Origin of the sequence: Pseudomonas sp. A-B-19 (assembly GCF_019947515.1) — a bacterium.
Classification (GTDB): Bacteria; Pseudomonadota; Gammaproteobacteria; order Pseudomonadales; family Pseudomonadaceae; genus Aquipseudomonas.
In genome coordinates, this window is the sequence record NZ_JAGYGN010000001.1 from 123,048 (window position 1) to 148,088 (window position 25,041).

Annotated in this window: 15 protein-coding genes; 11 read left to right on the forward strand and 4 right to left on the reverse strand. The window is 59.8% G+C overall.

Annotated elements, in window-relative coordinates:
* The first annotated feature begins 150 nt into the window (after positions 1–150).
* Positions 151–891, forward strand: a complete 741-nt coding sequence (locus KGA81_RS30045; RefSeq protein ID WP_317850763.1) for a CatB-related O-acetyltransferase — start codon at positions 151–153, stop codon at positions 889–891.
* 251 nt (positions 892–1,142) lie between these two features.
* Here the strand turns inward: KGA81_RS30045 and KGA81_RS00475 are convergent, their stop codons facing one another.
* Entirely contained in the window at positions 1,143–2,075 is a 933-nt protein-coding gene (locus KGA81_RS00475) for an SIS domain-containing protein (protein ID WP_223544109.1), read from the reverse strand.
* A gap of 425 nt (positions 2,076–2,500) precedes the next feature.
* On the opposite strand from KGA81_RS00475, the gene KGA81_RS00480 reads away from it, so the two are divergent.
* The 7 genes from KGA81_RS00480 (at position 2,501) to KGA81_RS00510 (ending at position 11,196) form a co-directional block, all read left to right on the forward strand.
* On the forward strand, positions 2,501–4,534 hold the full coding sequence (locus KGA81_RS00480) for a capsular polysaccharide biosynthesis protein (RefSeq protein WP_223544110.1): 2,034 nt from the start codon (positions 2,501–2,503) through the stop codon (positions 4,532–4,534).
* Between the two features lie 5 nt (positions 4,535–4,539).
* A complete protein-coding gene (locus KGA81_RS00485; protein WP_223544111.1) occupies positions 4,540–5,793 on the forward strand; it encodes a capsule biosynthesis protein in 1,254 nt (417 codons plus the stop codon).
* Positions 5,790–6,566, forward strand: a complete 777-nt coding sequence (locus tag KGA81_RS00490) for an SDR family NAD(P)-dependent oxidoreductase (RefSeq protein WP_223544112.1) — start codon at positions 5,790–5,792, stop codon at positions 6,564–6,566. Before KGA81_RS00485 ends, KGA81_RS00490 begins: the two co-directional genes overlap by 4 nt.
* Before the next feature lie 64 nt (positions 6,567–6,630).
* Complete coding sequence (locus KGA81_RS00495; RefSeq protein WP_223544113.1) at positions 6,631–8,076, forward strand: LTA synthase family protein; 1,446 nt, start codon at positions 6,631–6,633, stop codon at positions 8,074–8,076.
* Positions 8,069–8,680, forward strand: a complete 612-nt coding sequence (locus KGA81_RS00500; RefSeq protein ID WP_223544114.1) for a GNAT family N-acetyltransferase — start codon at positions 8,069–8,071, stop codon at positions 8,678–8,680. The genes KGA81_RS00495 and KGA81_RS00500 overlap by 8 nt, the downstream gene beginning before the upstream one ends.
* An 11-nt stretch (positions 8,681–8,691) precedes the next feature.
* Complete coding sequence (locus KGA81_RS00505; protein ID WP_223544115.1) at positions 8,692–10,119, forward strand: capsule biosynthesis protein; 1,428 nt, start codon at positions 8,692–8,694, stop codon at positions 10,117–10,119.
* A gap of 678 nt (positions 10,120–10,797) precedes the next feature.
* Positions 10,798–11,196, forward strand: a complete 399-nt coding sequence (locus tag KGA81_RS00510; RefSeq protein WP_223544366.1) for an REP-associated tyrosine transposase — start codon at positions 10,798–10,800, stop codon at positions 11,194–11,196.
* A gap of 138 nt (positions 11,197–11,334) precedes the next feature.
* On the opposite strand, the gene KGA81_RS00515 is transcribed toward KGA81_RS00510, so the two are convergent.
* Positions 11,335–12,684 carry an aminotransferase class I/II-fold pyridoxal phosphate-dependent enzyme gene (locus KGA81_RS00515; protein ID WP_223544116.1) on the reverse strand — a complete coding sequence of 450 codons (1,350 nt, stop codon included), beginning with the start codon at positions 12,682–12,684 and terminating at the stop codon, positions 11,335–11,337.
* Positions 12,685–12,692: 8 nt separating this feature from the next.
* Positions 12,693–20,243, reverse strand: a complete 7,551-nt coding sequence (locus KGA81_RS00520) for a type I polyketide synthase (RefSeq protein WP_223544117.1) — start codon at positions 20,241–20,243, stop codon at positions 12,693–12,695.
* Positions 20,244–20,564: 321 nt separating this feature from the next.
* Here KGA81_RS00520 and KGA81_RS00525 point away from each other — a divergent pair, with 321 nt between their 5' ends.
* On the forward strand, positions 20,565–22,130 hold the full coding sequence (locus tag KGA81_RS00525) for a methyl-accepting chemotaxis protein (RefSeq protein ID WP_223544118.1): 1,566 nt from the start codon (positions 20,565–20,567) through the stop codon (positions 22,128–22,130).
* Between the two features lie 95 nt (positions 22,131–22,225).
* Here the strand turns inward: KGA81_RS00525 and KGA81_RS00530 are convergent, their stop codons facing one another.
* Positions 22,226–22,900 carry an alpha/beta family hydrolase gene (locus KGA81_RS00530; RefSeq protein WP_223544119.1) on the reverse strand — a complete coding sequence of 225 codons (675 nt, stop codon included), beginning with the start codon at positions 22,898–22,900 and terminating at the stop codon, positions 22,226–22,228.
* Positions 22,901–22,994: 94 nt separating this feature from the next.
* On the opposite strand from KGA81_RS00530, the gene ccoN reads away from it, so the two are divergent.
* Both ccoN and ccoO read left to right on the forward strand, forming a co-directional pair.
* A complete protein-coding gene (gene ccoN, locus KGA81_RS00535) occupies positions 22,995–24,419 on the forward strand; it encodes a cytochrome-c oxidase, cbb3-type subunit I (protein ID WP_223544120.1) in 1,425 nt (474 codons plus the stop codon).
* A gap of 10 nt (positions 24,420–24,429) precedes the next feature.
* Positions 24,430–25,038: a cytochrome-c oxidase, cbb3-type subunit II gene (ccoO, locus tag KGA81_RS00540; RefSeq protein WP_223544121.1), complete on the forward strand. Its 609-nt coding sequence runs from the start codon at positions 24,430–24,432 to the stop codon at positions 25,036–25,038.
* The last annotated feature ends 3 nt before the right edge of the window (positions 25,039–25,041 follow it).

Here is a 25,041-nt window from a genome sequence, read left to right on the forward strand (position 1 = left end):
AACGAAGATGTGATGTCATTTATTGAGGCCGCAGGCAGCTCTAGCGTACGATAGCAGCCATTTAGGTTTCCCGGGCGCTGCCGATACAGCCTTTTAGGAACCAGTTTTAGACGGGCATGCATGGACTGCTCTGAAATCAGGTCATACTTCATGACTACGATGAATAACAATTTTTATAGCTTTTCGAGGGTGCTAATGCAGGATCAATTTAAAGCAAAGTTTTCAGGTCAAAGTAAGGTTGTATATGAAAAGCCCTGCATTGCGAATCAAGCAACAACTATAATCGGACTTTGTGAAGTTGGTGCATACAGCTATTTTGGCGACGGAAGCTTAATAGGCTCCTGCAAAATCGGAAGGTTCTGCTCTATCGCTCCTGGAGTAAAAATTGCTCTCGGGGAGCACCCGTTAAACAACATCTCTACTCACCCTTTATTTTTCGCATCCAAGAATGGCTTTCAGGTTCCGGATGGAATTGGCACACCGAGAGATCTTAAAGAAAAAAAATACAGCGCAGCGGTAATTGGCAACGACGTTTGGATTGGTGCCAACGCAGTAATTTGTCGTGGTGTGACAATTGGAAATGGCGCCGTTGTTGCCGCGGGGGCAGTGGTAACTGCGGATGTTGAACCCTACTCAATAGTTGGCGGCCTGCCAGCAAGACACCTAAAATACAGATTCGACAAAGACACAATAAATATTCTACAAAAAAGCGAGTGGTGGAACTATAAAGTTGAAAACTTTGTAGGACTTCCAGTATCAAACCCTGAACTTTTTGCAGAGCAACTTTTTTTGATTGGCGAGAAAGCAACTTACATTGTTATATCCGAGAATGGCAAAGATGGAAAGACCGTATTATCACCAGAAACAAAAATACCAGTCGAAAAAAACTAACACCAATATCAAATACTAAATATCTACGCCTTCCCGTTTCCAAGCCCGCGGCACGCGGGCTTTTTTATTGACAATAAATAAGTCAACATTTAAAAAACCGCCAGCACATCAATGCCAAAAATGTAGCAGTAACACACATATCGCACGATGACACCAAGGCGTCATCGTCACCATGTTCATGCATAAAGTTTATATAGAACGCAGATTCAGACCTGCATCTGATGATTCCAAGTCGTGAGAATGTGAAGTAATCAGTCGAAAATTTCCACCACACCCACTACAGCATTATCGCTATTGGTAACCGCCAGGGCACGGATCTTGTTATCGAGCATGTACGCTTCAGCTTCCGATAACTGAGCATCACCTTTGATGGTACGCGGATTCGCAGTCATGAAGCTTGCGACGCGTTCACGTACGACCCCTTCATTTTCCAGCAGCGCACGGCGCAGATCGCCGTCGGTGACGATACCGACCAAAACGCCCTTATCCATGACCACGGTCAGCCCCAAGCGGCTTTGGGTCATCACCAGCAGGCAGTCATGGAAGCTGGTGTCCGGTGTGACGATGGGTGCCGGCGAGTGCATAACGTCGCTGACGCGCGTCAGCAACTTGCGCCCCAAGCTGCCACCGGGGTGGTAACGGGCGAAGTCCATTGGCTTGAATTGAATTGCTTCAATCAAGGCCACTGCCAAGGCATCACCCATTGCCATGGTTGCAAGGGTGGAAGTGGTCGGCGCCAGATTGTTCGGACAAACCTCGCGCTCGACGGAGATGTCCAGCCAGATGTCTGCGTGCAGGGCCAAGGTCGACTTTCTGTTGCCGGTCATGGCGATGATTTTATTGCCAAAGGACTTCAGGCTCGGGATCAGCTTGATGACTTCTTCAGTTTCGCCGCTGTAGGAAATCAGGATCAACACGTCGATTGGCTTGAGCATGCCCAGGTCGCCGTGGAAGGCTTCAGCCGGGTGCAGGAAGAAACTCGGGGTGCCGGTAGAGGCGAATGTCGCGACCATCTTTTGTCCGATCAAACCGGACTTGCCCATTCCGCACACGACGGTGCGGCCTTTGCAACCGAGGATCAATTCAACGGCACGCTGGAATTCGCCGTCCAGGCGTTGTGCCAGTTGGCTGATGGCTTGCGCCTGGGCGCTGAGCGCTTCTTTGGCAATTGGAAGGTGATTCATGGGAAATCGATCGATCCTTGATTTAAGTAGCGCGTATGTTAACGACTCAATAGCCTGACGGAAACTAACGTTCTATGAACCCAGGAAAAATAGTCATTTTTCTGTATCGCCGAGGCCTCGAACATGGCAGTTGCCGGTTGGAAATTTTTATGTCACCCCCTTTTGATCGGCTGTTACAGAGGGTACGCAAGGACTCCCCGCCCTTCAGCTGCCAATAGTCATACCACACTACCCAGCGCCGACAGTGCCCCTCCCCCCCAGAGCAACGCCCAATGTTTGTAGGTAATTTCCTACTTTTATCGTTATAAATTGTCGGCTTTGTATTATCATCCACCCCACTTTTGGAAGAGCGTTGCCTGAGACGCTTTGGATTTTTTGCGCGTCTCGCAAGCGAGTGCGTCACCTACGGATATCTGCCGTTTTTTATGGACAAAAACCTCCTGAATCGGCCGTGCTTGCTGGTGCTGTCTAAAGGCGCTCGGCAAATTGCCACGCTTCCCGCCCTGTTGCCCGACTATCGATTGCTGCCTGGTTCGACTCGTGACGTCGCTCAGGCCGATATGTTGCTGGCGTGGGGTCGCAAGCCAAGCGCCCTGTTTGCCCAACGGGAAGCACAAAAAGCCGGTCTGCCTGTGCTGTCGGTAGAGGATGGTTTTTTGCGTTCGGTGGGCCTTGGCGCGGATGAGCCGCCGCTGTCACTGATCGTCGATGACCTGGGCATTTATTACGATGCCGATAATCCGTCGCGCCTGGAGGGATTGATTCCGACATCCTTGGGTGAATCTCAGACTCTCCGCGCCCGGGCCTTGCAGGCGAGCTGGCAGGAAGAGCGCGTTTCCAAGTACAACAGCGCACGCATCGAACAATGCCATTTACCGCAACCTTGCGTTTTGGTCGCTGACCAGACCAAAGGCGATGCCTCACTTCAGGGCGCCGGCGAGGCAGATTTTGAGCGCATGCTCCAGGCTGCACTCGATGAGCATCCTCAGAGTATTGTCGTGGTGAAGATCCACCCGGATGTCGTGGCCGGCCGCAAGCTAGGTCACTTTGATCTGGCGACGCTGCGCAAGCATCCACGGGTTCACCTGATCAGCGATAACGTTCACCCCGCCGAACTCTTGCCGGAAGTTGAAGCGGTGTATGTGATGACCTCGCAACTGGGCTTCGACGCGCTGTTGTGGAACGTGCCGGTGCACACCTTTGGCATGCCGTTCTATGGCGGCTGGGGTTTGACCGTGGATGCCCTGCCCGCTCCCGAGCGGCGCCAGCCGGTCAGCCTTGAGCAGTTGGTGTATGCGGCGCTGGTGGAGTACCCGCGTTATGTCGACCCGGAGACGGGCGCGCCATGCCAACCCGAGACCGTGCTGACGTGGCTGGGGTTGCAGCGACGGATGCGCAGTCGACTACCGCAAGACTTGCACATGGTGGGTTTCAGCAAGTGGAAGCAGCCCTTGGTGCAGGACTTCTTCAACGGCTCATCGCCACGGTTTGCCGCACCCTCAAGGCGCTCGAAGCCCCCTGCAATGGTAGTGAGTTGGGGTTGCCAGCACGACTCGGCGTTGGCGCAACAGAACACTGCCAATCACCTGGGCCGCGTCGAAGACGGCTTCCTGCGCTCCGTCGGCCTGGGCGCGAAGAAAACCCGGCCGCTGTCCTGGGTGTTCGACGACCTGGGCATTTACTACGACGCCACTCGCCCTTCGCGCCTGGAACAGCTCTTGCAGAACGAGCCGTGCCCACCTGAGTTGTTGCGGCGGGCGGCGGCGTTGCGCGAAGCGATCTGTGCCGCCGGAGTGACCAAATACAACTTGCCCGGTGCCACGTGGAAACGTCCGCCGGGTGTCGAGCAGGTGATTCTGGTGCCGGGGCAAGTGGAGTCCGACGCCTCGATCCGTTACGGCGCGCACCGCATCCGGCGCAATCTTGATTTGCTCAAGGCCGTGCGCGCCCGCCACCCGATGGCATGGCTGTTATACAAGCCGCACCCTGAAGTGCTGGCTGGCACACGCGAGGCTGGCGAGGACGAAGAACACACCGGTCAATGGTGCAATCAGGTGGTGGGCGATGTGCCCTTCCACGAGCTGTTGTCCGAGGTCGATGAGGTGCATGTGCTGACCTCGCAATCGGGCTTCGAAGCCTTGTTGCGCGGCGTGCCGGTGACCACTTACGGCCAGCCGTTTTATGCCGGCTGGGGCTTGACCCACGATCAGGACCTCAGCCCGCAGGTCCGGGCGCGTCGCACCCGGCGCCTGAGCCTGGACGAACTGGTGGCCGCGACCCTGATTCGCTACCCGACTTATGTCAGCCGCATTACTCGAAGATTCACCACCCCCGAACGTACGTTAATCGAGATTCAGAACTGGGATGAAGTACCTGCGCAAGGAAGAACGCCAACATGGCGAGAGATGATTCAGCGTTTGCTCCTTACCGTCTTGAGACCGTCGCCAAGGAAATTTTAGTTCCCATGCAGCGCTCCAGACGTCTGGTATCGGCGAAACCGCGCAACTCGTTCCTGTTTTTGCAGGGCGTCAGTTCGCCGTTTTTCGCGCGTCTGGTGCAGGCGTTGCAGGTCGAGGGACAACGGGTCAAATCCATCAGCTTCAATATGGGCGACACCCTGTACGGCAGCGGCGCGCGCGTGTTTTGTTCGGCGCGCCCCGAGCAGTTGAAGGACTTCTACAGCCAGTGTTTCAGCGCCGACCAGATTACCGATGTGGTGCTCTTCGGTGACTGCCGCCCCGTGCATCAACCGGCGGTGGAGCTGGCCAAGGCTCTGGGGATTCGCGTACACGTGTTCGAAGAGGGTTACTTCCGCCCGTACTGGATCACCCTTGAGCGCAACGGCGTGAACAATCACTCGTTGCTGCCCCGCGATCCGCAGTGGTATCGGGAAGTGGGCAAGTACATCCCGCGCTATCACAACGGCAATTCATTCCGCCTGTCCTTTGCCTCCAGGGCCTTCCACGATGTGATGTATCACGTCGGCGGCGCACTGAACAAAGTGGTGTTCCCCCACTATAAGACCCACGCCCCGTTCAACGCGGCCGTGGAGTATGCCGGCTACATCCGCCAGGGCCTGCGCCTGGTCAGTGCCAGGGGCCGTGACTCCGAGGTCATCAGTGAAGTGGCGCGCAACCGTCACCGAACCTTCCTGTTGCCGCTGCAACTCGACAGTGATGCGCAGATCCGCGACCACTCGCCCTTCAAGCATATGAAGGATGTGTTGAAACACGTATTGGGCTCGTTTGCCCGCCATGCCGGCAGCGATGCGCGGCTGGTGGTCAAGAACCACCCGCTGACGCCGGGCATCGTCAACTACCACCGCATCACCCGGCGGATAGCCGACAAATTCGGCATCGCCGACCGCGTGGATTTTCTCGAAAGCGGCCACATGCCGACACTGCTGTCGCATGTCGCCGGCGTGGTCACGGTCAATAGCACCGTGGGCGGTTCGTCACTGATGCACAACGTGCCGACCATTGCCCTCAGCGACCCGATCTACAACCTCAAGGGCCTGACCCACCAGGGCGGTCTCGATGAGTTCTGGGACAACCCGGAGCCTCCCGACTCCACCCTGTTTCAGCGCTTTCGCAGCACGGTCATTCACACCACGCAAGTCAACGGCGGCTTTTACACCCGCTGCGGCATCGACATGGCGGTGAACAATTCCCTGGAAGTGCTGATGGCCAAAACCTCGAAAATCGAACAGTACCTATGACCTCGCAACAGTCTCCACGCTGCATTCTCATCACCGGTGCCACAGGCGGCATCGGTGGCGCGCTGGCACCCGCCTACGCGAAACCGGGGGTTACGCTGATCCTGCAGGGCCGACGCCTGGACCGCCTGGAAGAAATGGCCACCCAGTGCCGCGCCGCCGGCGCTCGCGTACTGCTGCAACCGCTGGATGTTCAGGATCTGCAGGCCTTGCGCAGCTGGATCGACGAGATCAGTGTCACCGAGCAACCGGACCTGATCATTGTCGGTGCCGGGGTCAATACGTCCACCGGCGACAATGGCGAAGGCGAAGTCTGGGAGCTGTCCCAGGCGCTGATCGAAATCAACGTGCTGGCCGCCCTTGCCACGGTGCAGGCCGCATTGCCGGCCATGCGTGCCCGCAAGTCCGGGCAGATCGCCCTGTTCAGCTCGCTGGCCGGTTGGCGCGGATTGCCGGCCACACCGAGTTACAGCGCCAGCAAGGCAGCGATCAAAGCCTATGGCGAGGCCATGCGCGACCTGGTGGCAACCGATGGTGTGAAGATCAACGTGATCATGCCGGGCTACGTCGAATCGAAAATGTGCTTTGAAATGCCTGGGCCAAAACCGCTGCTCTGGACCCCGGACAAGGCCGCGCGACGGATTCAGCGCGGGCTGGCGGCGAACCAGGCGCGCATCAGCTTTCCGTTCCCGCTGAACCTCGGGTGCTGGGCTCTGGGGGTCATCCCGCCACGACTGTCGTCGATCATTTTGCGGTGGCTGGATTACGGTGCCTGATTTTTTGAATAACGTTTTTTGCTCGGTTGTAGTGCCTGGTTTTCTCCTGTCGTGCGCAATCGAAATGCTCCTGGTGCCGCGTACCGGCTGGGCCCGTCCGCTTCGCAGCTGGCTGTTGCATGGCGGTGTCTGGGCATTCGCCGTTGGTGTGCTGTACCTGATCAGCGGTCGCGCGTATTTCAGTGCGGTCAACGTGCTGGCGCTGTGGCTACTGATCGTGCTGGTGAGCAACGCCAAATACCATTCGCTGCGCGAGCCATTTGTCTGCGCCGATTTCGAATACTTCAGCGACGCCGTACGCTTTCCACGCCTGTACTTGCCGTTCTTCGGCATTGGCAAAGCCATCGGCCTGGCCCTTCTGTTTATCGCCTACCTGGCGTGCGGGTTGTATTTCGAACCGGTGGGCAGCAATGCTCGCGGCGTGGCGACGAGCACGCTGCTGGGCGGTTTGGTACTGCTGATGCTTGGCGGCTTGAAGCCACTGCACCCGACGTTCGACGCCAGCCTCGACCTCGGTCGCTGGGGCTTGGCGGCCAGTTTGTGGACGTACTTTATCGCGGCCCGGCGCCCGGTGGACCTCAATCGACTGAACTCGGCGTTTGCCGATGATCTGCCACGCCCGGCGTCCGACACCGTGCTGCCGGACCTGGTATCGGTACAAAGCGAATCATTCTTCGATGCGCGCAGGCTGTGGCCCGGCATCCGTCCACAGGTGCTCAGCCACTTCGACACCTTGCGGACCGAGGCGCGGGCCCAGGGCCGTCTGCAGGTCGCCGCATGGGGCGCCAACACGGTCCGCAGCGAGTTTGCCTTCCTCACCGGGATCAAGGTCGACCAACTGGGCGTCCATCGATTCAACCCTTATCGCCACCTGGCGCGACAGGGCGTTGCCAGCATCGCCAAGGCGCTCAAACGCCAGGGTTATCGCACGGTCTGCGTGCATCCTTATGTTGGCAGTTTTTATGGTCGGGACAAGGTGTTGCCTGCACTGGGCTTCGACGAATTCATCGACGTGCGCAGTTTCACCGAACAGCAAAAGGCCGGCCCGTTCATCGGTGACTGCGCGGTGGCGGACAAGATCACTGCGTTGCTGGATGATCCGTCCCGTACCCAGCCGTTGTTCATTCATGCCATCACCATGGAAAACCACGGCCCGCTGCACCTGGAAAATGTCGAAGCCGGTGACCTGCCGCAATGGTTTGACCGGCCGCTACCAGAAAGCCTGCGTGATCTGGCCCCGTACGTGCGCCACTTAAGCAATGCCGACCACATGCTCGGTCAGCTGCGTGAACATTTTCTGACCCGCGGCACACCAACCGGGCTGTGCTTTTTCGGTGACCATGTGCCGATCCTGCCTGACGTCTATGGCGCCCTGGGTGCACCGAATGGCGATACCGAGTACTTCATCTGGTCCAATACTTCGCCGCGTGCCAATACCTGCGCAGACCTCGGAGTCGAGCATCTGGCCAAGGCCTTTATCGACCATCTGGCCCCTACTGCCGATGACTGAAACCCGAGGTGAGCCGGTGCAGGTGGTTCTCGCGTCCAGCCTTGCGCAGCGCGACCCTGAGGTTGCGCGCTGGATCACCGCCGGGCGCGGCTCGTTGGCGTTCATCCTCGGCGATGAAGACTGCCGCCATCGCCTGCTCGCGCAGTCGATCAACTGGGACCGCGTCCTGCTGGCCTGTCAGGAAGGCGCACCGGTGGGTTACACCTCGTTCAAACACCAGCGCCGCGGACCATTTTCACCGGGCATCCGGCCATTCATTCATGAGTTTGGGCGACTGGGCGGCTCGCTGCGTTATGGCCTGTTCGTGATCAGCGAATGTCGCGAGTGGTACTACGGTTTTTATCTGTACGGCTTGCATGTGCGCAAAACCGCTCGGCGCCAGGGAGTGGCCAGTGCCTTGTTGCAAGTCGCCTTTGATCAGGCACTCAGCCTTGGCCATACCAAAATCGAGCTGGAAGTGCAGGTGAAGAACCTCGCGGCCAGGGCGTTCTATGCACGCCACGCCTTCATGCCGATACGCACCTTTCCAACGAACTGGCTGAGCCGCGTGATGCCCTTCCCGACGGTCATCAACCTGCGCCGCAGACTATCGCCCCATCCATGAGCAGCCCGCAAATGAATCAATCCGTACCCCTGGAATCGCTGGTGGATGGTCCCGGCCGGGTGGGCATCATGTCGCAGTGGGTGATGTGGAAAGTCCATCATCTGGAGGAGTTTCTCGACCCCGAGGGTCAGCCTCATTGGCTGTGGCGACGCGGTCGGCAGCGCCCCGCAGGCTTGAAGGCGATTGCCGGAATTGGCTACAAAAGTTCCTCTGACCATGCGCGGGTCTTGTGCAAGCGCTGGGGCATTCCCTACGTCGCACTGGAGGATGGCTTCCTGCGCTCATCTTCGCTGGGCGTCGAAGGCGATACGCCGATGTCGATGGTGGTCGACCCCATTGGCATTCACTACCTGGCCGATCGCCCGTCACGGCTGGAGAACATCCTGCAAGCCCCGCAGACCCTGAGCGCTTCGGAGCAGGCGAGCGCACGGGAGCTGATTGCCCTGATGCGCAGCAGTGGCATCGGCAAATACAACAATGCACCGGACCTCTGCGACGACGACCCGCTGGGCCGTGACAAGCCGCTGATTCTGGTGGTCGACCAGACTTATGGCGACTTCTCCATCCCCGGCGGCGGGCTGTGCGAAGCCGACTTTATCCGCATGCTCGACGAAGCCCTGGCGCAACACCCCGAGGCGGACGTGCGGGTGCGGATTCACCCGGACTGCATCAACGGCCACAAAAAAAGTTGCCTGCTTGACGCCGCTCTTGCCCGCGGCGTGACGCTGGAAAGTCGCCATGTGTCCTGGGCTTCGCTGGCGCGCCGGGCGCAGCGGGTCTATGTAGGTACCAGTCAGGCCGGGCTCGAGGCCTTGATTCAAGGCATCCCGGTCACCTGCTTCGGCTTGCCGTTCTACGCCGGCTGGGGCCTGACCGATGATCGCCTGGCAATCCCCCGTCGCCAGGCCCGACCGAACCTTGAGCAATTGGTGGCGGCGGCGTACATCCGCTATTGCCGCTACGTCGACCCGCTGACCGATCAGCGTTGCGATGTCATGACTGTGGCCCGTCAACTGGCCCGGCAAAAACACCAGGACAGCCAGTTCGCGGGGACATTGACCGTGCTGGGTGTACCACACCGACAGCGGCCGGCGATCCGGACCCTGCTCAAAAGCCGGTGGGGCCGGTTGACGTTCGCCAACGATAGTGCCGAGCTGATGCAATCGGTAGTCGCCGAAACCGGTAAGCTGTTGGTGTGGCGCGCCAGCGAACCCGGTGATCTGCAATCCCGTGCCGATGCCTACAGCGTGCCGCTATGGCGCATCAGCCCGGGCATGCTGCAATCACCGGGTGGCGATGAACAGCCACTGGTTCAGATTCGCGGCCTGCCGTGCAGTCCCCATCAAGCCCGGGAGTACAACTCCCGTCCTGAAGCCGGCCTGTTCGACAGCTGCGCACGTTATCGACAAATTCACCGCTACCTCAGACGCATGTTCTGATCCCTTGCCGGCGAAGGCGTCTTTGAAATTTGCGGTGCGCTTACGGCCGCCTTCGCTGGCAAGCCAGCTCCTACAGAAACGCGTACACACCGTCATTTTTTGTGCCGACACATGCCCAATGTAGGAGCCGGCTTGCCGGCGAAGGCGTCTTTGAAATTTGCGGTGCGCTTTCGGCCGTCTTCGCTGGCAAGCCAGCTCCTACAAAAACGCATACACACCGTCATTTTTTGTGCCGACACATGCCCTGTGTAGGAGCCGGCTTGCCGGCGAAGGCGTCTTTGAAATTTGCGGTGCGCTTTCGGCCGTCTTCGCTGGCAAGCCAGCTCCTACAAAATCGTGCGCGCACCGTTATTTTTGTGCCGACACATGCCCTGTAGGAGCCGGCTTGCCGGCGAAGGCGTTCTTGAAACTGGCGGTGCGCTTTCGGCCGTCTTCGCTGGCAAGCCAGCTCCTACAAAATCGTGCGCGCACCGTTATTTTTGTGCCGACACATGCCCTGTAGGAGCCGGCTTGCCGGCGAAGGCGGTAGTCCTGTCACATCCGGCCCCAAACCTATACGACGTAAATTCATCTGCGCACTAGCCTTACCCTTTTCGACCGATAAAGGAGGGCAACGGATTGCCCACTCGTCTACACGCCAGCCACCTGCGCACAGGGCGTCACTCTCAATCCGGGTAGATCTACCTGCTCACCACAGTCACCCATCTGCGTGAACCGCTCTTCAGTGACTGGCGTGTGGGGCGTTTGGTGGTGGATCAATTTCGTCAGGCTCAGACAGACGAACAGGCCAACTCCCTTGCCTGGGTAGTGATGCCCGACCACTTTCACTGGTTGCTTGAACTCAGGAACAGCACGTTGCCAGGGTTGATGCTCGCCACCAAATCCCGCAGCGCGAGAGCAGTGAATGCCTGTCTGGCACGCAAGGGGCAGATGTGGCAGAAAGGCTTCCACGACCGAGCGATTCGTCGCGAAGAAGATTTGCAGGCAGTAGCCCGATACATCGTCGCCAACCCATTACGCGCAGGGTTGGTCAAACGGGTGCATGACTACCCACTGTGGGATGCCATCTGGCTGTAGGAGCCGGCTTGCCGGCGAAGGCGTTCTTGAAACTGGCGTTGCGCTTTCGGCCGCCTTCGCTGGCAAGCCAGCTCCTACAAAATCGTGCGTACACCGTTCTGCCGATGCTCTGCAGGAGCCGGCTTTCGCCTACTTGCGTTATAGCTTATGCAGCTCCTGCGCGACGACGGCAACGGTCTCGGCGATTTGCTCGGGGGTGTGCAGGCATGACACGAAGAAGCGTACGCGGGCGGACTTTTCCGGCACCGCCGGGTGCAGGATCGGCTGGGCATTGATTCCGCGTTGGGCCAGGGCGCCAGACAGTTGCGTGGCCTTTAGCGAGCTGCCGGTAATCACCGGAATTACTGCCAGCCCGGTGCTGGTGCCGGTGTCCAGCCCCGCCTCGCGGGCCAGGGCCAGAAACTGTTGGCCGCGTGCCTGCAAGGTCGCCACGCGCTCGGCATCAGTGGCCATGCAGCGCACGGCAGCCAACGCAGCCGCAGCCACCGGTGCCGGCATGCCGACGCTGTAGAGAAACCCCGGCGCCAGGAACTTGAGATGCTCTACCAGCGCTGACTCACCGGCGATGTAGCCACCACAACTGGCCAGGCTTTTGCTCAAGGTGCCCATCCAGATATCCACGTCACTGCCCGCCAGACCGAAATGTTCACGGATGCCCTTGCCGGTCTGTCCCATGACACCCAGTGAATGCGCTTCATCGACCATCAGCAACACCTGGTGTTTCTTCCTGAGTTCGACGAAGCGTGGCAAATCCGGAAAGTCGCCATCCATACTGTAGATGCCTTCGAGCACCACCAACACGCGCTCGAAATGCTGACGCTGATCGCTCAACAACCGGTCAACCGCTTCCCAGTCGTTGTGGGCAAAGCCCAGACGCCGGGCGCCGGACAATTGAATCCCCTGGAGAACGCTGTTATGGATCAGTTCGTCATGCAGGATCAAGTCCCGCGGACCGAACAGATAACCAATGGTGGTCACGTTCGTCGCATGGCCGCTGACGAAAGTAATAGCGTCGTCCACCTCATAAAGCCGGGCCAGCTCCTGCTCCAGCTCGCGATGGATCGGACGATCGCCCGACACCGGACGGCTGGCGGACACTGACGTTCCATAGCGATCAATGGCCGCTTTGGCGGCTTCAGCGACCACCGGATGCCCCGAGTAGCCCAGGTAGTTGTAGCTGGCGAAGTTCACGTAGCGGCTACCGCCCATGACAGTTTCCGCACCTGCCAAACCTTCGTGCAACTTGAAAAACGGATTGGCCAGGCCAAAGCGTGCAGCCCCGTCGAGCATGATGCGCAAATGCTGATAGCCAGGGTGCTGGTCAAATCGGCAAAACTGCTCAAAGCCCTCGCGCGGGGCGCCTTTGACGCCCTCTAGTGAAGGGCTTGGAGCGCAATCGCCGATCTTGCGCAGTCGCCGTTCCAGGGCCTGCTGAATCAACTTGTCCTTCATCGAAGTGGCAAGCCCGGGCGTGGTTTTATTGGTCATGGTCCGGATCAACTAATCAAACGTGAAGGTTTCGAATCCTGGGTGCTCAACGGCGCGATGTCGTCGCGGGAAATGTCGACCCCGTGACGGGCGAGCGTATCGCTCGTCAGCGTCTGCCCGTTATGCTCGGTATCCGGTTGCCCATCGCAATCCTGATTGCCTCGCAGGAGCTCAAGGATTCGAACGGTGATTTTGCCAATGCTTGACGCTTCGCTCAGCTCCATTACCGGCAGACGCACACCGAATCGCTCCTCGACCGCCACCACCAGTTCGACACTCATCAGCGAGTCCAGCCCCAACTCTTGAAGCGGTCGCGTGGCGTCCAGTTTGCTTGTGGGTAACCGCAGGATTTCGCTGATTTCCTGCTTAAGCATTTCACCGAACAGTTCGATCAGTTCGCTGTCGTCCATTTCGGTCAACAGCCGCTGGATATCGTCGACATCGCTTTCTTCGTCCTGCTCACCACCGTGCAATCTGGCCAGCTCATTGAATTTTGGCGAGCCAGCCGCTGGCAGGAATCGCGACAGTGCTTTCCAGTCCAGCTCAAGTACGCCCAGCCCCGAACGCCGCTGCAACAGCAACCGCTCCAGGGTCTCCAGTGCCGCTTGCGACTGCAGGGCAGCACCGCCCATGCGGCTTTGCAGGGCATCTTTGATGTCCTGGTTGCGCGCCAGGAAACCCGCATCATCGATGGCTCCCCAGAGTACGCTGGTTGCCGGCAACCCATGCGCCAGGCGATGACGCGCCAACGCTTCGAGCCAATGGTTGGCGGCGACGTAGTTGGCCTGCCCCGGGTTGCCGAACAAGGTCGTTGCCGAGGAAAACAGCACGAAGAAGTCCAGCGCCAGGTGCGACGTCAGTTCGTGCAGGAGTTGCGCGCCTTTGGCTTTGGGTTCAAGCACCCGTTGCAACTGCTCCTGGCTGAGGTTGCGGATCAGCCCATCATCAAACACGGTGGCCGCATGCACGATGCCCCGCAACGGTGCCCTGGAGGCTTCGATGCCCGCCAGCACGCTGCGCAATTGAGCGCTATCGGTGATATCGCAAGCCAGCGCCTGCACCTCGATACCTTGCTCGCGCCACGCCGCCAGCACCGGCTGCGCTTCTTCGGTAGCAGCACCGCGACGACCGAGCAGCACCAGGTGACGCGCGCCCTTCTCCACCAGCCATTGCGCGGTACGCAGACCGAAACCGCTGAGCCCGCCAGTCACCAGATAGGTGCCGTCGGCAGCCAGTTGCAAAGCCTGAGCCTGCGCCACCGGCGCGTGGAAAACCTGCTGGATCGGTGTGCGGTAGGTGACGACGATCTTGCCGATCTGCCTGGCCTGCTGCATGTAGCGGAACGCTTCGACGACTTCATTGGCATCGAAGGCGCGATAAGGCAGCGGACTCAAAATGCCGTCGCGGAACAATGCCATCATTTCGCCAAACAGCCGACGGGTCAGCTGCGGACGCTCGCTCATGAGCTGGTCGGCATCGATGCCAAAGTAGCTGATGTTATTGCGGAACGGCCGCAGGCCGATCTTGGTGTTCTGGTAGAAGTCGCGTTTGCCCAGTTCGAGGAAGCGACCAAACGGCTTGAGTACCCGCAGGTTGCGATTGATGGCCTCGCCCGCCAGGGAGTTGAGTACTACGTCCACGCCACGGCCATCGGTAATGGCCAGGATGTCATCGGCAAACGCCAGCGAACGCGAATCGAAGATATGCTCGACGCCCAACAGGCGCAGGAAATCGCGCTTCTCGTCGCTACCCGCCGTGGCGTAGATTTCGGCGCCACACCATTTTGCAATCTGGATCGCGGCAATGCCGACGCCGCCCGCTGCACCGTGGATCAGGATTTTTTCTCCCGGTTCGAGCCGCGCCAAGTGATGCACGGCGTAATACACGGTGAAGAAAGTACTCGGAATGGTCGCCGCCGCTTCAAACGACATGCCTTCAGGAATGCGCGCCACAGCATTGGCGTTTGTGATCAGGCGATTGGCGAAGCTCGACGGACCAAAACCGACGACACGGTCACCCGGCTGGAAATCACCTTCGACCATCGCCCCTTTACCGCGCACCACACCGGCAAACTCGAAGCCCAGCGTCGGGCCCGAGAAGCCATTTTCGATCGCTTCATCAGACAAAAGACCCAACGCGTACATAACATCGCGAAAGTTCAAACCCGTGGCCTGAACCTGGATATCCAGTTCATCGTCTGCCGGCACCAGCGGCGCTCGAGCTTCCCAGCGCAAATTGCGCAGTTGCCCCGGCAAATCGAAGCCGAGCCTGACCTGCATCGGCGCATCCAGCAGCGCGCTGCCTGGCAACTCATCGGGCTGGATTCGCAGCCGTGCGACATACCGATCGCCCGCCGCGCTGATCGCCAGTTCGGTTTCTTCATCCGCATTGAGCAGTGCCGGCACCAGGGCCTCGACGCCAGCGCCAGGCGCCAGATCGAGCAGACGAACCCGACAACTGGCCGCTTCGTTCGTCAACGTCCGACCGAAGCCCCACAAGGCAGCATCGGCAATGCCTTGCACAGTCGTATCCAGGCGGGTGCCTTGCGGTAACAAATGGACGGCGGCGCCGCAGGTCAGCAACCAGCAATCCGCAGCGACGCCGGCCGATTCACAGGCTTGCGTGATGGCTGCGGCGTGCATGCAGCGGTCAGCCTGGGCATCAAGCCCCTGGGGTGCGAACAGGCCGGCCAGCATTACCACGTGTTGAGGCACCGCTGGACATTCACGTAACTGTTGCGCCAGATCCGATGCCGAGCCAGGCGCGAGCAGCGCGACCTCTTGGCCTTGCTCGCGCAACATCGAGGCGAGTGCCCGGGTAAACGGTGCTTCAGGACCCTGCCCGTCGGCGACCAGCAACCAGCTCTGGCGTGGATACTCACGTGCAACCGCAAGGGTCTTCGCGCAGTTTTCGGCGGCTACCAACAGATAGCAGCCAGACGCCGAGCCCGCAATGAACTCCAGCGGCTCGGACACCTTCAGGCCATGACGCCGCAATTCCTGTTGCCAGAATCCCGGGGGCTGCTGAACCGTTAATGCCTGTTGCCCCTGTCGGGCCAGCCACCAGGAAGGTTCGGCGCCAAATGTGAAGTCCGCCCAACGCGCAGGGTGTTGCGCCAACAGCAGCACTTCACCGTTGGCACACAGCCTTGCAGCGCCATGGTGCAAGGCTTGACTGACGGCTTCCAGCGGCGCCAGGTCGGTGGCGACAAGGACCAGATCGAAGTCGTTCGCCGGTGCCCGAGCGATTTTTTCCGACGCCTCCAGACTCAGTATCTGAAGCTCCGGGAGCTCAGCCTGAAGCATCGACGCAATTTCAATGTTCTGCGCAGAGTACTGATAATCGACCCGGTCAAAATCCAGGCCGACACACAAGTCTGCCGCCAGTGGTGCCCCCTCGAAGCCGAGTTCGAGAATACGCAGGCGCTGCCCGTCGGGCAGAGCGCTCAACCGTTGAGCGATATGTTCTCGCAGACCGCCCAGCAACGCCTGGTGACCGGACGCGCCAAGCACCAGGCGGGTCAATACGGCGGGCGTGGTTTCCCGTGGCAGCAGTTGCGCAATCTTCACCTGACCGCTGATCAGCTCCAGCAGATGCATGCCGATCCGGCCGACCGAATGAATGATCTGGAAGTGTTCGGGATAGCTTCTGAACAGTTCCTGCCAGATGTCTTGCGCACTCGCTCGCTCGCCTTGATCGGCAAGCTGCCAGCCGCCATTGCCTGCCGCAACCAGGCTGCCATCCTCCAGCGCTTGCTCAAGAAGATGGTCAAGATAACTTCCTGCTTCCCAGGTGGAGCGCTGCTGCAACGTCAGCTCACCGCCCAGCTTCTCGATGGCTTCCAGCACGAAACTGCCACACAGACCGTCGAGCAATGGGTCGATTTCATCGGCATAACGGCGCAATCCGGGATCATCCGCGATAGCGCAAAGGTGCTGCTGCAGTTGCGCCTCCAACCGTGAGTCCGCCAATGGCAATGCGCGTTCATTCCCAGGATAGGGTTTGGCAACCCCGACATAGTCCACCAGTTTGATGTCGCCACTGCGATCCTTGTGCAGCCGAACCCCACGAAAACGGGCGTCCTTGATGCAGATGACCGCGCGGCCATGGACGTCGTACAACGTGAAGTCTGCCAACAGGGAATGTGCTGAACGTCGTACCAGGGTGACCTGGGCCAGACAAGGCGGCAGGCTACCAGCAGCGAAGGCGATACGCCCGAGTTTCACCGGGATAAAGGCCAGGTCTTTGCGGCTGTCGGCCTCCTGATCCAACAGTTGGGTGATCAACTGGAAGGCACTGTCCAGCAGTGCCGGATGCACATTCAACGTTGCGAGTTCAGCCTCGATCGGGGCCGGGACCGTCAACCGCGCCAACACCTGGTTGCCGTCGATCCAGCCTGCCTCGATGGCTTGATAAGCCGGGCCATAGTTGAGACCAACCGCACGGGTCAGCGCCAGATGCCCGGACGAGGTGAAATCAGGAGCGCGCGCTGGCACCACTGGAGCGGTGCCAGCCAGCAACCCGCCGCGCGCTTCACCCGCAATCCTGGCAACCACATGCTGCACCCAAGGTTCAGCCTGGGCAGTGCTGCGCGACACGATGGAAACGGCACCGTCGGTGGTGTCGATCATCACCCGGACCTTTTTGCTGAAATCCGAGTGAAGCAAGAGCGGGCTGTGAATTTCCAGCTCTTCGATTTCCACATGTTCACCGGGTTGGTACTGCAATGCAGCAGCGAGTGCGACTTCGGTAAAACCCGCGCCCGGGAACAACACCGAGTCGCCCACCATGTGGTCGCCCAGTGACGGGAACAGTTGCGTATCCAGGCGATTGTCCCAGGTGAACTCATGCTCCGGCAGCGGATAACCCAACAGCGGATGGACGCGCTCTCGGCTCAGGTGGCCGGAAGACTCGGGCGTTTCCGTGTGCCAGTGACGTTCGCGCTGCCAGGCGTAATTGGGTAATTGCACGAAACGGCCGGCGTGAGGAAACAGGCATTGCAGATCGATGTCGACACCGGCAATCAGTACCTTCGCCAGCGTACGATCAATCATCTGCGGATGTTCTTCACCACGCAGCACCGTCGGGATCACCACCCCTTCCAGTTCCTGGCTGGCCATCGCATCGGCCACATAGCCACGCAGGATCGGGTGCGGGCCGACCTCCACGAATACGTTGTAGCCCTGCTCGGCGAGCGCCTCACTGGCGGACTTGAACAACACCGGATAACGAATGTTTTTCCACCAGTACCCGGCGTCCAGGTATTCACCAGCGAGCACGTCGCCGGTCACGGTCGAATACATTGGAATACTGGCGGGCCCCGGGACGATGTCGCTCAACACGTCGATGACTTGATCGGCGATCACATCCATGGCCGGCGAGTGGAACGCATAATCGAGACCCAGGCGGCGAACGAATACCTGACGCTCGGTCAACGCGTGTTCCAGGATTTCCAGCGCAGCCACTTGGCCGGCGACGGTCGCCCCCTTGAAACTGTTCTCGCCGGCGACGACCAACTCGCTGTCCAGGTCGAGCGTCCTCAACAGACTCGCAGTGTCCGCCCCCGACAACCCTACCGCCGACATGTTGCCGCAGCCCTTGGTCAAGCCTTGCAGGCGACTGCGCTGGTAGATCACACGAGTGGCGTCGTTCAGCGTCAGTGCTCCGCATGCCCAGGCGGCAGCGACTTCACCCACGCTGTGGCCAATGACGGCCACCGGCACTACGCCTTTTTCGGCCAGCATGCGGGTGACCCCCACTTGCAATGCAAACAACGCCGGTTGCGCAAATTCAGTCAACTGATAGCGGTCATCGCCCAGCTCGAGCGCCAGTTCGGCGCTCAACGAATAACCGGATAGCGCATGGAAAATCGCGTCCACCTCGGCAACCGCCTGATGGAAAACCGGATCGGCGAGCAACGACTTGCCCATGCCCTGCCACTGCGATCCATTACCGGAGAAGACGAACACGGGCCCTTTTGCCTGATCCAGGACACGGCCACTTTCCAGTACCGCCGACAACGCCGGAACGCCCGGTTCCGTGACGAAATCCAGTAGCGTCTGAGCGCTGCGTTGAGCATCCGCACCGAACACCACCACCCGTTGCGGGAGCAACTCGCGGCGAAACATCGACTGGTAGGCTACGTCGTAAAGGTTTGCCGCGTCTGGCCCGGACAAAAATTGCGCCAGCTGTTCGGACTGGGCCGCCAAGGCTGCGCTGTCCTTGGCAGAAACAATCAGCGGCACTGACCGCCCCATCTGACGCGGGGCCTGCGGCGCCTGTGGCGGACTTTCCAGGATGACGTGGGCGTTGGCCCCGCCGAAACCGAAAGAGTTGACACCGACCACCAGTTTTCCGCTGGGTTTGAGCGCTTGGGTTTCAGTGACCACGCTCAGGTTGAGGTCAGCGAAAGGAATGTTCGGATTGAGCTTCTTGATGCCGATGGTGGCGGGCACCTTGCGTTCGATCACGCAGTACAGCGCCTTCATTAAACCGGCGACACCCGAGGCTGCCTCAAGGTGCCCGATGTTGCTTTTGATCGAACCGATCAGCAGCGGCCGATCCGCCGGGCGCTGCTGCCCCAGCGCCTCACCGATAGCGCGGCTCTCGATAGGATCGCCGACTGGCGTGCCCGTACCGTGAGCTTCCAGGTAGTCAATGTCTGCCGCACTGATGCCGGCACTGTCGTAGGCCTGCTTCATCAGGGCTATCTGCGCATCCGCGCTGGGGACTGTCAAACTCGACTTTCGCCCATCGGTATTGGCCGCACTGCCGGCTACGACCGCGAGGATCTGGTTTCCATCCTCGATGGCCTTGTCGTAATCCTTCAGATAGAAAAGCCCCGCGCCTTCAGAACGGACATAGCCATCTGCAGACTCATCGAACACATGACATTGCCCGGTGCGCGACAACATTGAAGCCTTGGAAAAAATCAGGAAGCCAAAAGGGTGAAGATGCAGGCTGACACCACCGGTAATCGCCTGTTCGATATCGCCGTTCTGAATGGCCTGGCAAGCCTGGTGGAAGGCCATCAGGGAAGAAGAGCACGCCGTGTCGATGGCCATGCTCGGGCCTTGAAGGTCATAAAAAAAAGACAGCCGGTTGGCCGCGATACTGAAGGTATTACCGGTGGCGGTTGCCGCATCGATCGTCGACATGTCATGCGTCAGACGATAGCCGTAGTCGACACTGGCGATCCCCAGGTAAACACCACAATCGCTGCCACGCAGGCTCGACGGTTTGACACCGGCGTTCTCGAACACTTCCCAGCCAAGCTCCAGCAATAAACGCTGCTGAGGGTCCATGACCGCCGCTTCACGAGGAGAGATATTGAAGAATCCGGCATCGAAAGTGGAAATGTCGCCCAGGGAACCGGAAGCAAACGTATACGACGTTGCCGGGTTTGCCTTGTCCGGGTGCAGGAACTCGTCCCTGGACCAGCGAGAAAAATCCGCTTGGGTGATAAAGCTCTGCCTGTCCAGCAGGTGCGGCCAAAAAGTTGCAGAAGTAGAGCCTGGAAAACGGAACGACGTCCCTATGATTGCAACTTTCTTACGCATTGCTACTCGCCCTATTCATCCCCAGCTCTTTTCCAAAAGCTGAACAACAATCAAATTCCATTAATGTAAATGCAGTAAACCCGACGACACCCTGAATGTTATGTACAGCTTCCTGCCTGACCAAAAATAACGTCGCGCGCAAAATAGCCGCGAATCATACGCGCCGGGTTCATTAAGGGAAACCTGAAAAGTTCAACCGTTGGGCAGGTCAATCCTTTCAGCGCAAGGCGATTTTGAGACACACGTCAGGCTCTTAAAAAACATTCAATAAATCCGCGACGCCGCCGACAACTCTTGAAAGCCTTGCGGATTGAAAAAGCCATGCGTAACAACCAGCCAATTACACAGCGCGAGCGGACCTTCCCGGCTCAGCAACGGTTGATTTCCACCACCGATGCCAAGGGCATGATCACCTACTGCAACGACGATTTTGTCGAAATCAGCGGGTTTACCCGAGAGGAACTGATCCGTGCACCGCACAACCTGGTCCGTCACCCCGACGTTCCGGCCGCTGTGTTCGCGCACATGTGGGGCACACTGAAACAAGGCTTGCCATGGATGGGCATTGTCAAGAATCGCTGCAAGAGCGGTGATCATTACTGGGTGAACGCCTATGTGACGCCGATCTTCGAAGGCAATCAGGTGATCGGTTACGAGTCGGTGCGGGTCAAGCCCACCGCCGAACAGATCCGCCGCGCCGAAGCGCTCTACCAACGCATCAACCAGGGCAAGTCGGCCGTTCCCTCCTCGGATAAATGGTTGCCGATCCTGCAGGACTGGCTGCCGTTCATTCTGGTCAGCCAATTGAGCTTCATGATCGGTGCCACGCTGAACTCCCATTGGGGGTTTGCCCTGGCGGCCGGGCTCTCGGTGCCGCTGGGCCTGATGGGCCTGCAGTGGCAGCAGCGTGGTCTCAAGCGCTTGCTGCGCCTGGCCGAGCAGACCACCTCCGATTCATTGATCGCGCAGATGTACACCGACAGTCGCGGCGCCCAGGCGCGCCTGGAAATGTCCATCCTCAGTCAGGAGGCACGCCTGAAAACCTGCCTGACGCGCCTGCAGGACACCGCCGAACACCTGACCGATCAGGCCAGACAGTCCGATACCCTGGCGCACAACAGCTCCAGCGGCCTGGAACGCCAGCGCGTCGAGACCGAGCAGGTGGCCACCGCAGTCAACCAGATGGCCGCCACCACCCTGGAAGTGGCCAGCCACGTGCAACGCACCGCCGACGCAACCCAGGAAGCCAATCGCCTGACCGGTCGCGGTCGTGACATCGCCGGGGAGACCCGCGAAGCCATCCAGCGCCTGTCGGTAGTGGTCGGTGAAACCGGCGTGACCGTGACCCAACTGGCCAAGGACAGCAACGAAATCGGTGGCGTGGTCGACGTGATCAAAGGCATCGCCGACCAGACCAACCTGCTGGCCCTGAACGCCGCCATCGAAGCGGCCCGTGCCGGCGAGATGGGTCGCGGTTTTGCGGTGGTGGCTGACGAAGTGCGTCAGTTGGCACAACGCACCAGCGAGTCCACCGGGCAGATTCATGCGCTGATCGCCAAGCTCCAGCAAACCGCCGGTACCGCCGTGCAGACCATGGAAGCCGGGCACCGTCAGGCGGAAGAAGGCGTGGCGCGGGTACTGGAAGCGGACCAGGCACTGGTAGGAATCAGCGAAGCGGTGGCCAACATCACCGACATGACCGCACAGATCGCCGCTGCGACCGAAGAGCAAAGTGCCGTGGCCGAAGAAATCAGCCGCAACATCAGTAATATTTCGGACCTGGCGGACCAGACCTCGGAACAGGCACAGAACTCGGCGTTGCTCAGCGAAGAGTTAACCAGGACGGCCAATACCCAGTATTCGCTGGTGGAGCGGTTTAACCGGTAAGGCTTCAGACCGCCTTCGCTGGCAAGCCAGCTCCTACAGGAGATCGCAACCCCCTGTAGGAGCTGGCGCAGCCTGCGATCTTTTGATCTTGCTTCTCACAAAAATGCTGCAACCTTCTGCGCCGCAGCCGCCAAATGCTGCTCATGTGTAAACCCCGAAGCCTTCAACGGCTTCAAGTCATGATCCCCCGCCACCAGCCAGAACACCTCGATTCTCGGCGATAGGGCATAACCCTCGACCGCCTCCCGGTTGCCCAGCGCATCGCGCTCGCCTTGCACGATCAAGGTCCGTGTCTTCAGCCCCGCCAAATGCTCAACCCGTGGCTTTTCCGGCTTGCCCACCGCATAGAACGGATAGCCCAGGCACACCAGCGCATCCGCCTCCAACTCATCGGCCAGCAGGCTGGCCATGCGCCCGCCCATGGACTTGCCGCCGATGGCCAGCGGCCCAGCGACATGGCGTCGCACCAGGGCATACACTTCGCGCCAGCATTCCAGCAGTTTCGGCGCTGGGTTCGGCGGGCGCTTGCCGCCGTCGATGCGCCGCTGCGCCATATAGGGAAACTCGAAGCGCAACACGTTGACGCCTTGTGCCGCGAGGCGTGCAGCCATGTCGCTCATCCAGTCGCTGTCCATCGGTGCGCCGGCGCCATGGGCGAGGATCAACGTCGCCGCCGCCTTGCCAGCGGCGGCATTCCACAGCCATCCATGATCCCGCACGCACCACGCCCATTGATCCTCGTCAATACCGGCCTTGTGCCCTTTGTCCATGCTTGCCTCGCTTTCAGTCTGCCTATAACTCCGGCCGAAGGGTGCACTGCCTTGCGCTGTGCGCCCACTTCGGCTGAACCGTGGATGGGGAACCATGAACACTTCTATCAGTACCGCCTACAACTACAAGGTGGTCCGCCAATTCGCCATTATGACGGTGGTGTGGGGCATCGTCGGCATGGGGCTCGGGGTTTTTCTCGCGGCCCAATTGGTCTGGCCCGAACTCAACTTCAATTTGCCGTGGACCAGCTTCGGCCGCTTGCGCCCGCTGCACACCAACGCGGTGATCTTCGCCTTCGGCGGCTGTGCGCTGTTCGCCAGTTCGTTGTACTCGGTGCAACGCACCTGCCAGACCCGGCTGTTTGCACCGAAAATCGCCGCCTTCTGTTTCTGGGGCTGGCAACTGGTGATTCTGCTCGCGGCCATCAGCCTGCCGCTGGGCTACACCAGCTCCAAGGAATACGCAGAACTGGAATGGCCGATCGACATTCTGATCACCATCGTCTGGGTCGCCTACGCCATCGTGTTCTTCGGCACGATCATGCAGCGCAAGACCAAGCACATTTATGTCGGTAACTGGTTCTTCGGTGCGTTCATCATCACCGTGGCGATCCTGCACATCGTCAACAACATGGAGTTGCCGGTCAGCTTCACCAAGTCCTACTCGCTGTACTCCGGTGCCACCGATGCGATGGTGCAATGGTGGTACGGGCACAACGCCGTGGGCTTTTTCCTCACCGCCGGTTTCCTCGGGATGATGTACTACTTCGTGCCGAAACAGGCCGAGCGCCCGGTGTACTCCTATCGCCTGTCGATCGTGCACTTCTGGGCGCTGATTACCTTGTACATCTGGGCCGGCCCCCACCACTTGCACTACACCGCGCTACCGGACTGGGCGCAGTCGCTGGGCATGGTGATGTCGCTGATCCTGCTGGCACCGAGCTGGGGCGGGATGATCAACGGCATGATGACCCTGTCGGGCGCCTGGCATAAGTTGCGCAGCGACCCGATCCTGCGCTTCCTCGTGGTGTCGCTGGCGTTCTACGGCATGTCGACCTTCGAAGGGCCGATGATGGCGATCAAGACGGTCAACGCCCTCTCCCACTACACCGACTGGACCATCGGCCACGTACACGCTGGCGCCTTGGGCTGGGTGGCGATGATTTCCATTGGTGCGCTGTACCACATGATCCCGAAAGTCTTCGGACGCGAGCAGATGCACAGTATCGGCCTGATCAACGCGCATTTCTGGCTCGCCACCATCGGCACGGTGCTGTACATCGCCTCGATGTGGGTCAACGGCATCGCCCAGGGCCTGATGTGGCGTGCGGTGAACGAGGACGGCACGCTGACTTACTCCTTCGTCGAAACCCTGGTGGCCAGCCACCCTGGCTTCGTCGTGCGGCTGGTGGGTGGCGCAATCTTCCTCAGCGGCATGCTGCTGATGGCCTACAACACCTGGCGTACCGTGCGGGCCTCGCAGCCTGCCGAAGCCGCCGCTGCCGCGCAGATGGCCTGAGGAGTCCGCCATGAAACACGAAACTATCGAGAAAAACGTCGGCCTGTTGCTGCTGCTGATGATCCTGGCCGTGAGCATCGGCGGCCTGACCCAGATCGTCCCGCTGTTCTTCCAGGACGTGACCAACAAACCGGTGGAAGGCATGAAGCCCTACACCGCGCTGCAACTGGAAGGTCGCGACATCTACATCCGCGAAGGCTGCGTCGGCTGCCACTCGCAGATGATCCGCCCGTTCCGCGCCGAAACCGAACGCTACGGGCACTATTCGGTGGCCGGCGAAAGCGTCTGGGATCACCCGTTCCTCTGGGGCTCGAAACGCACCGGACCAGACCTGGCGCGAGTTGGTGCGCGCTACTCCGATGACTGGCACCGCGCGCACTTGTACAACCCGCGCAACGTCGTGCCGGAGTCGAAGATGCCGGCCTACCCGTGGCTGGTGGCCAATCAGCTCGACAGCAGTCATACCGAAACCAAGATCAAGGCCATGCGCACTCTGGGCGTGCCGTACACCGACGACGACATCACCGGCGCCGTCGCTTCGCTCAAGGGCAAGAGCGAGATGGATGCGCTGGTCGCCTACCTGCAAGTGCTCGGCACTGCCATCAAGAGCAAGAGGTGAGCT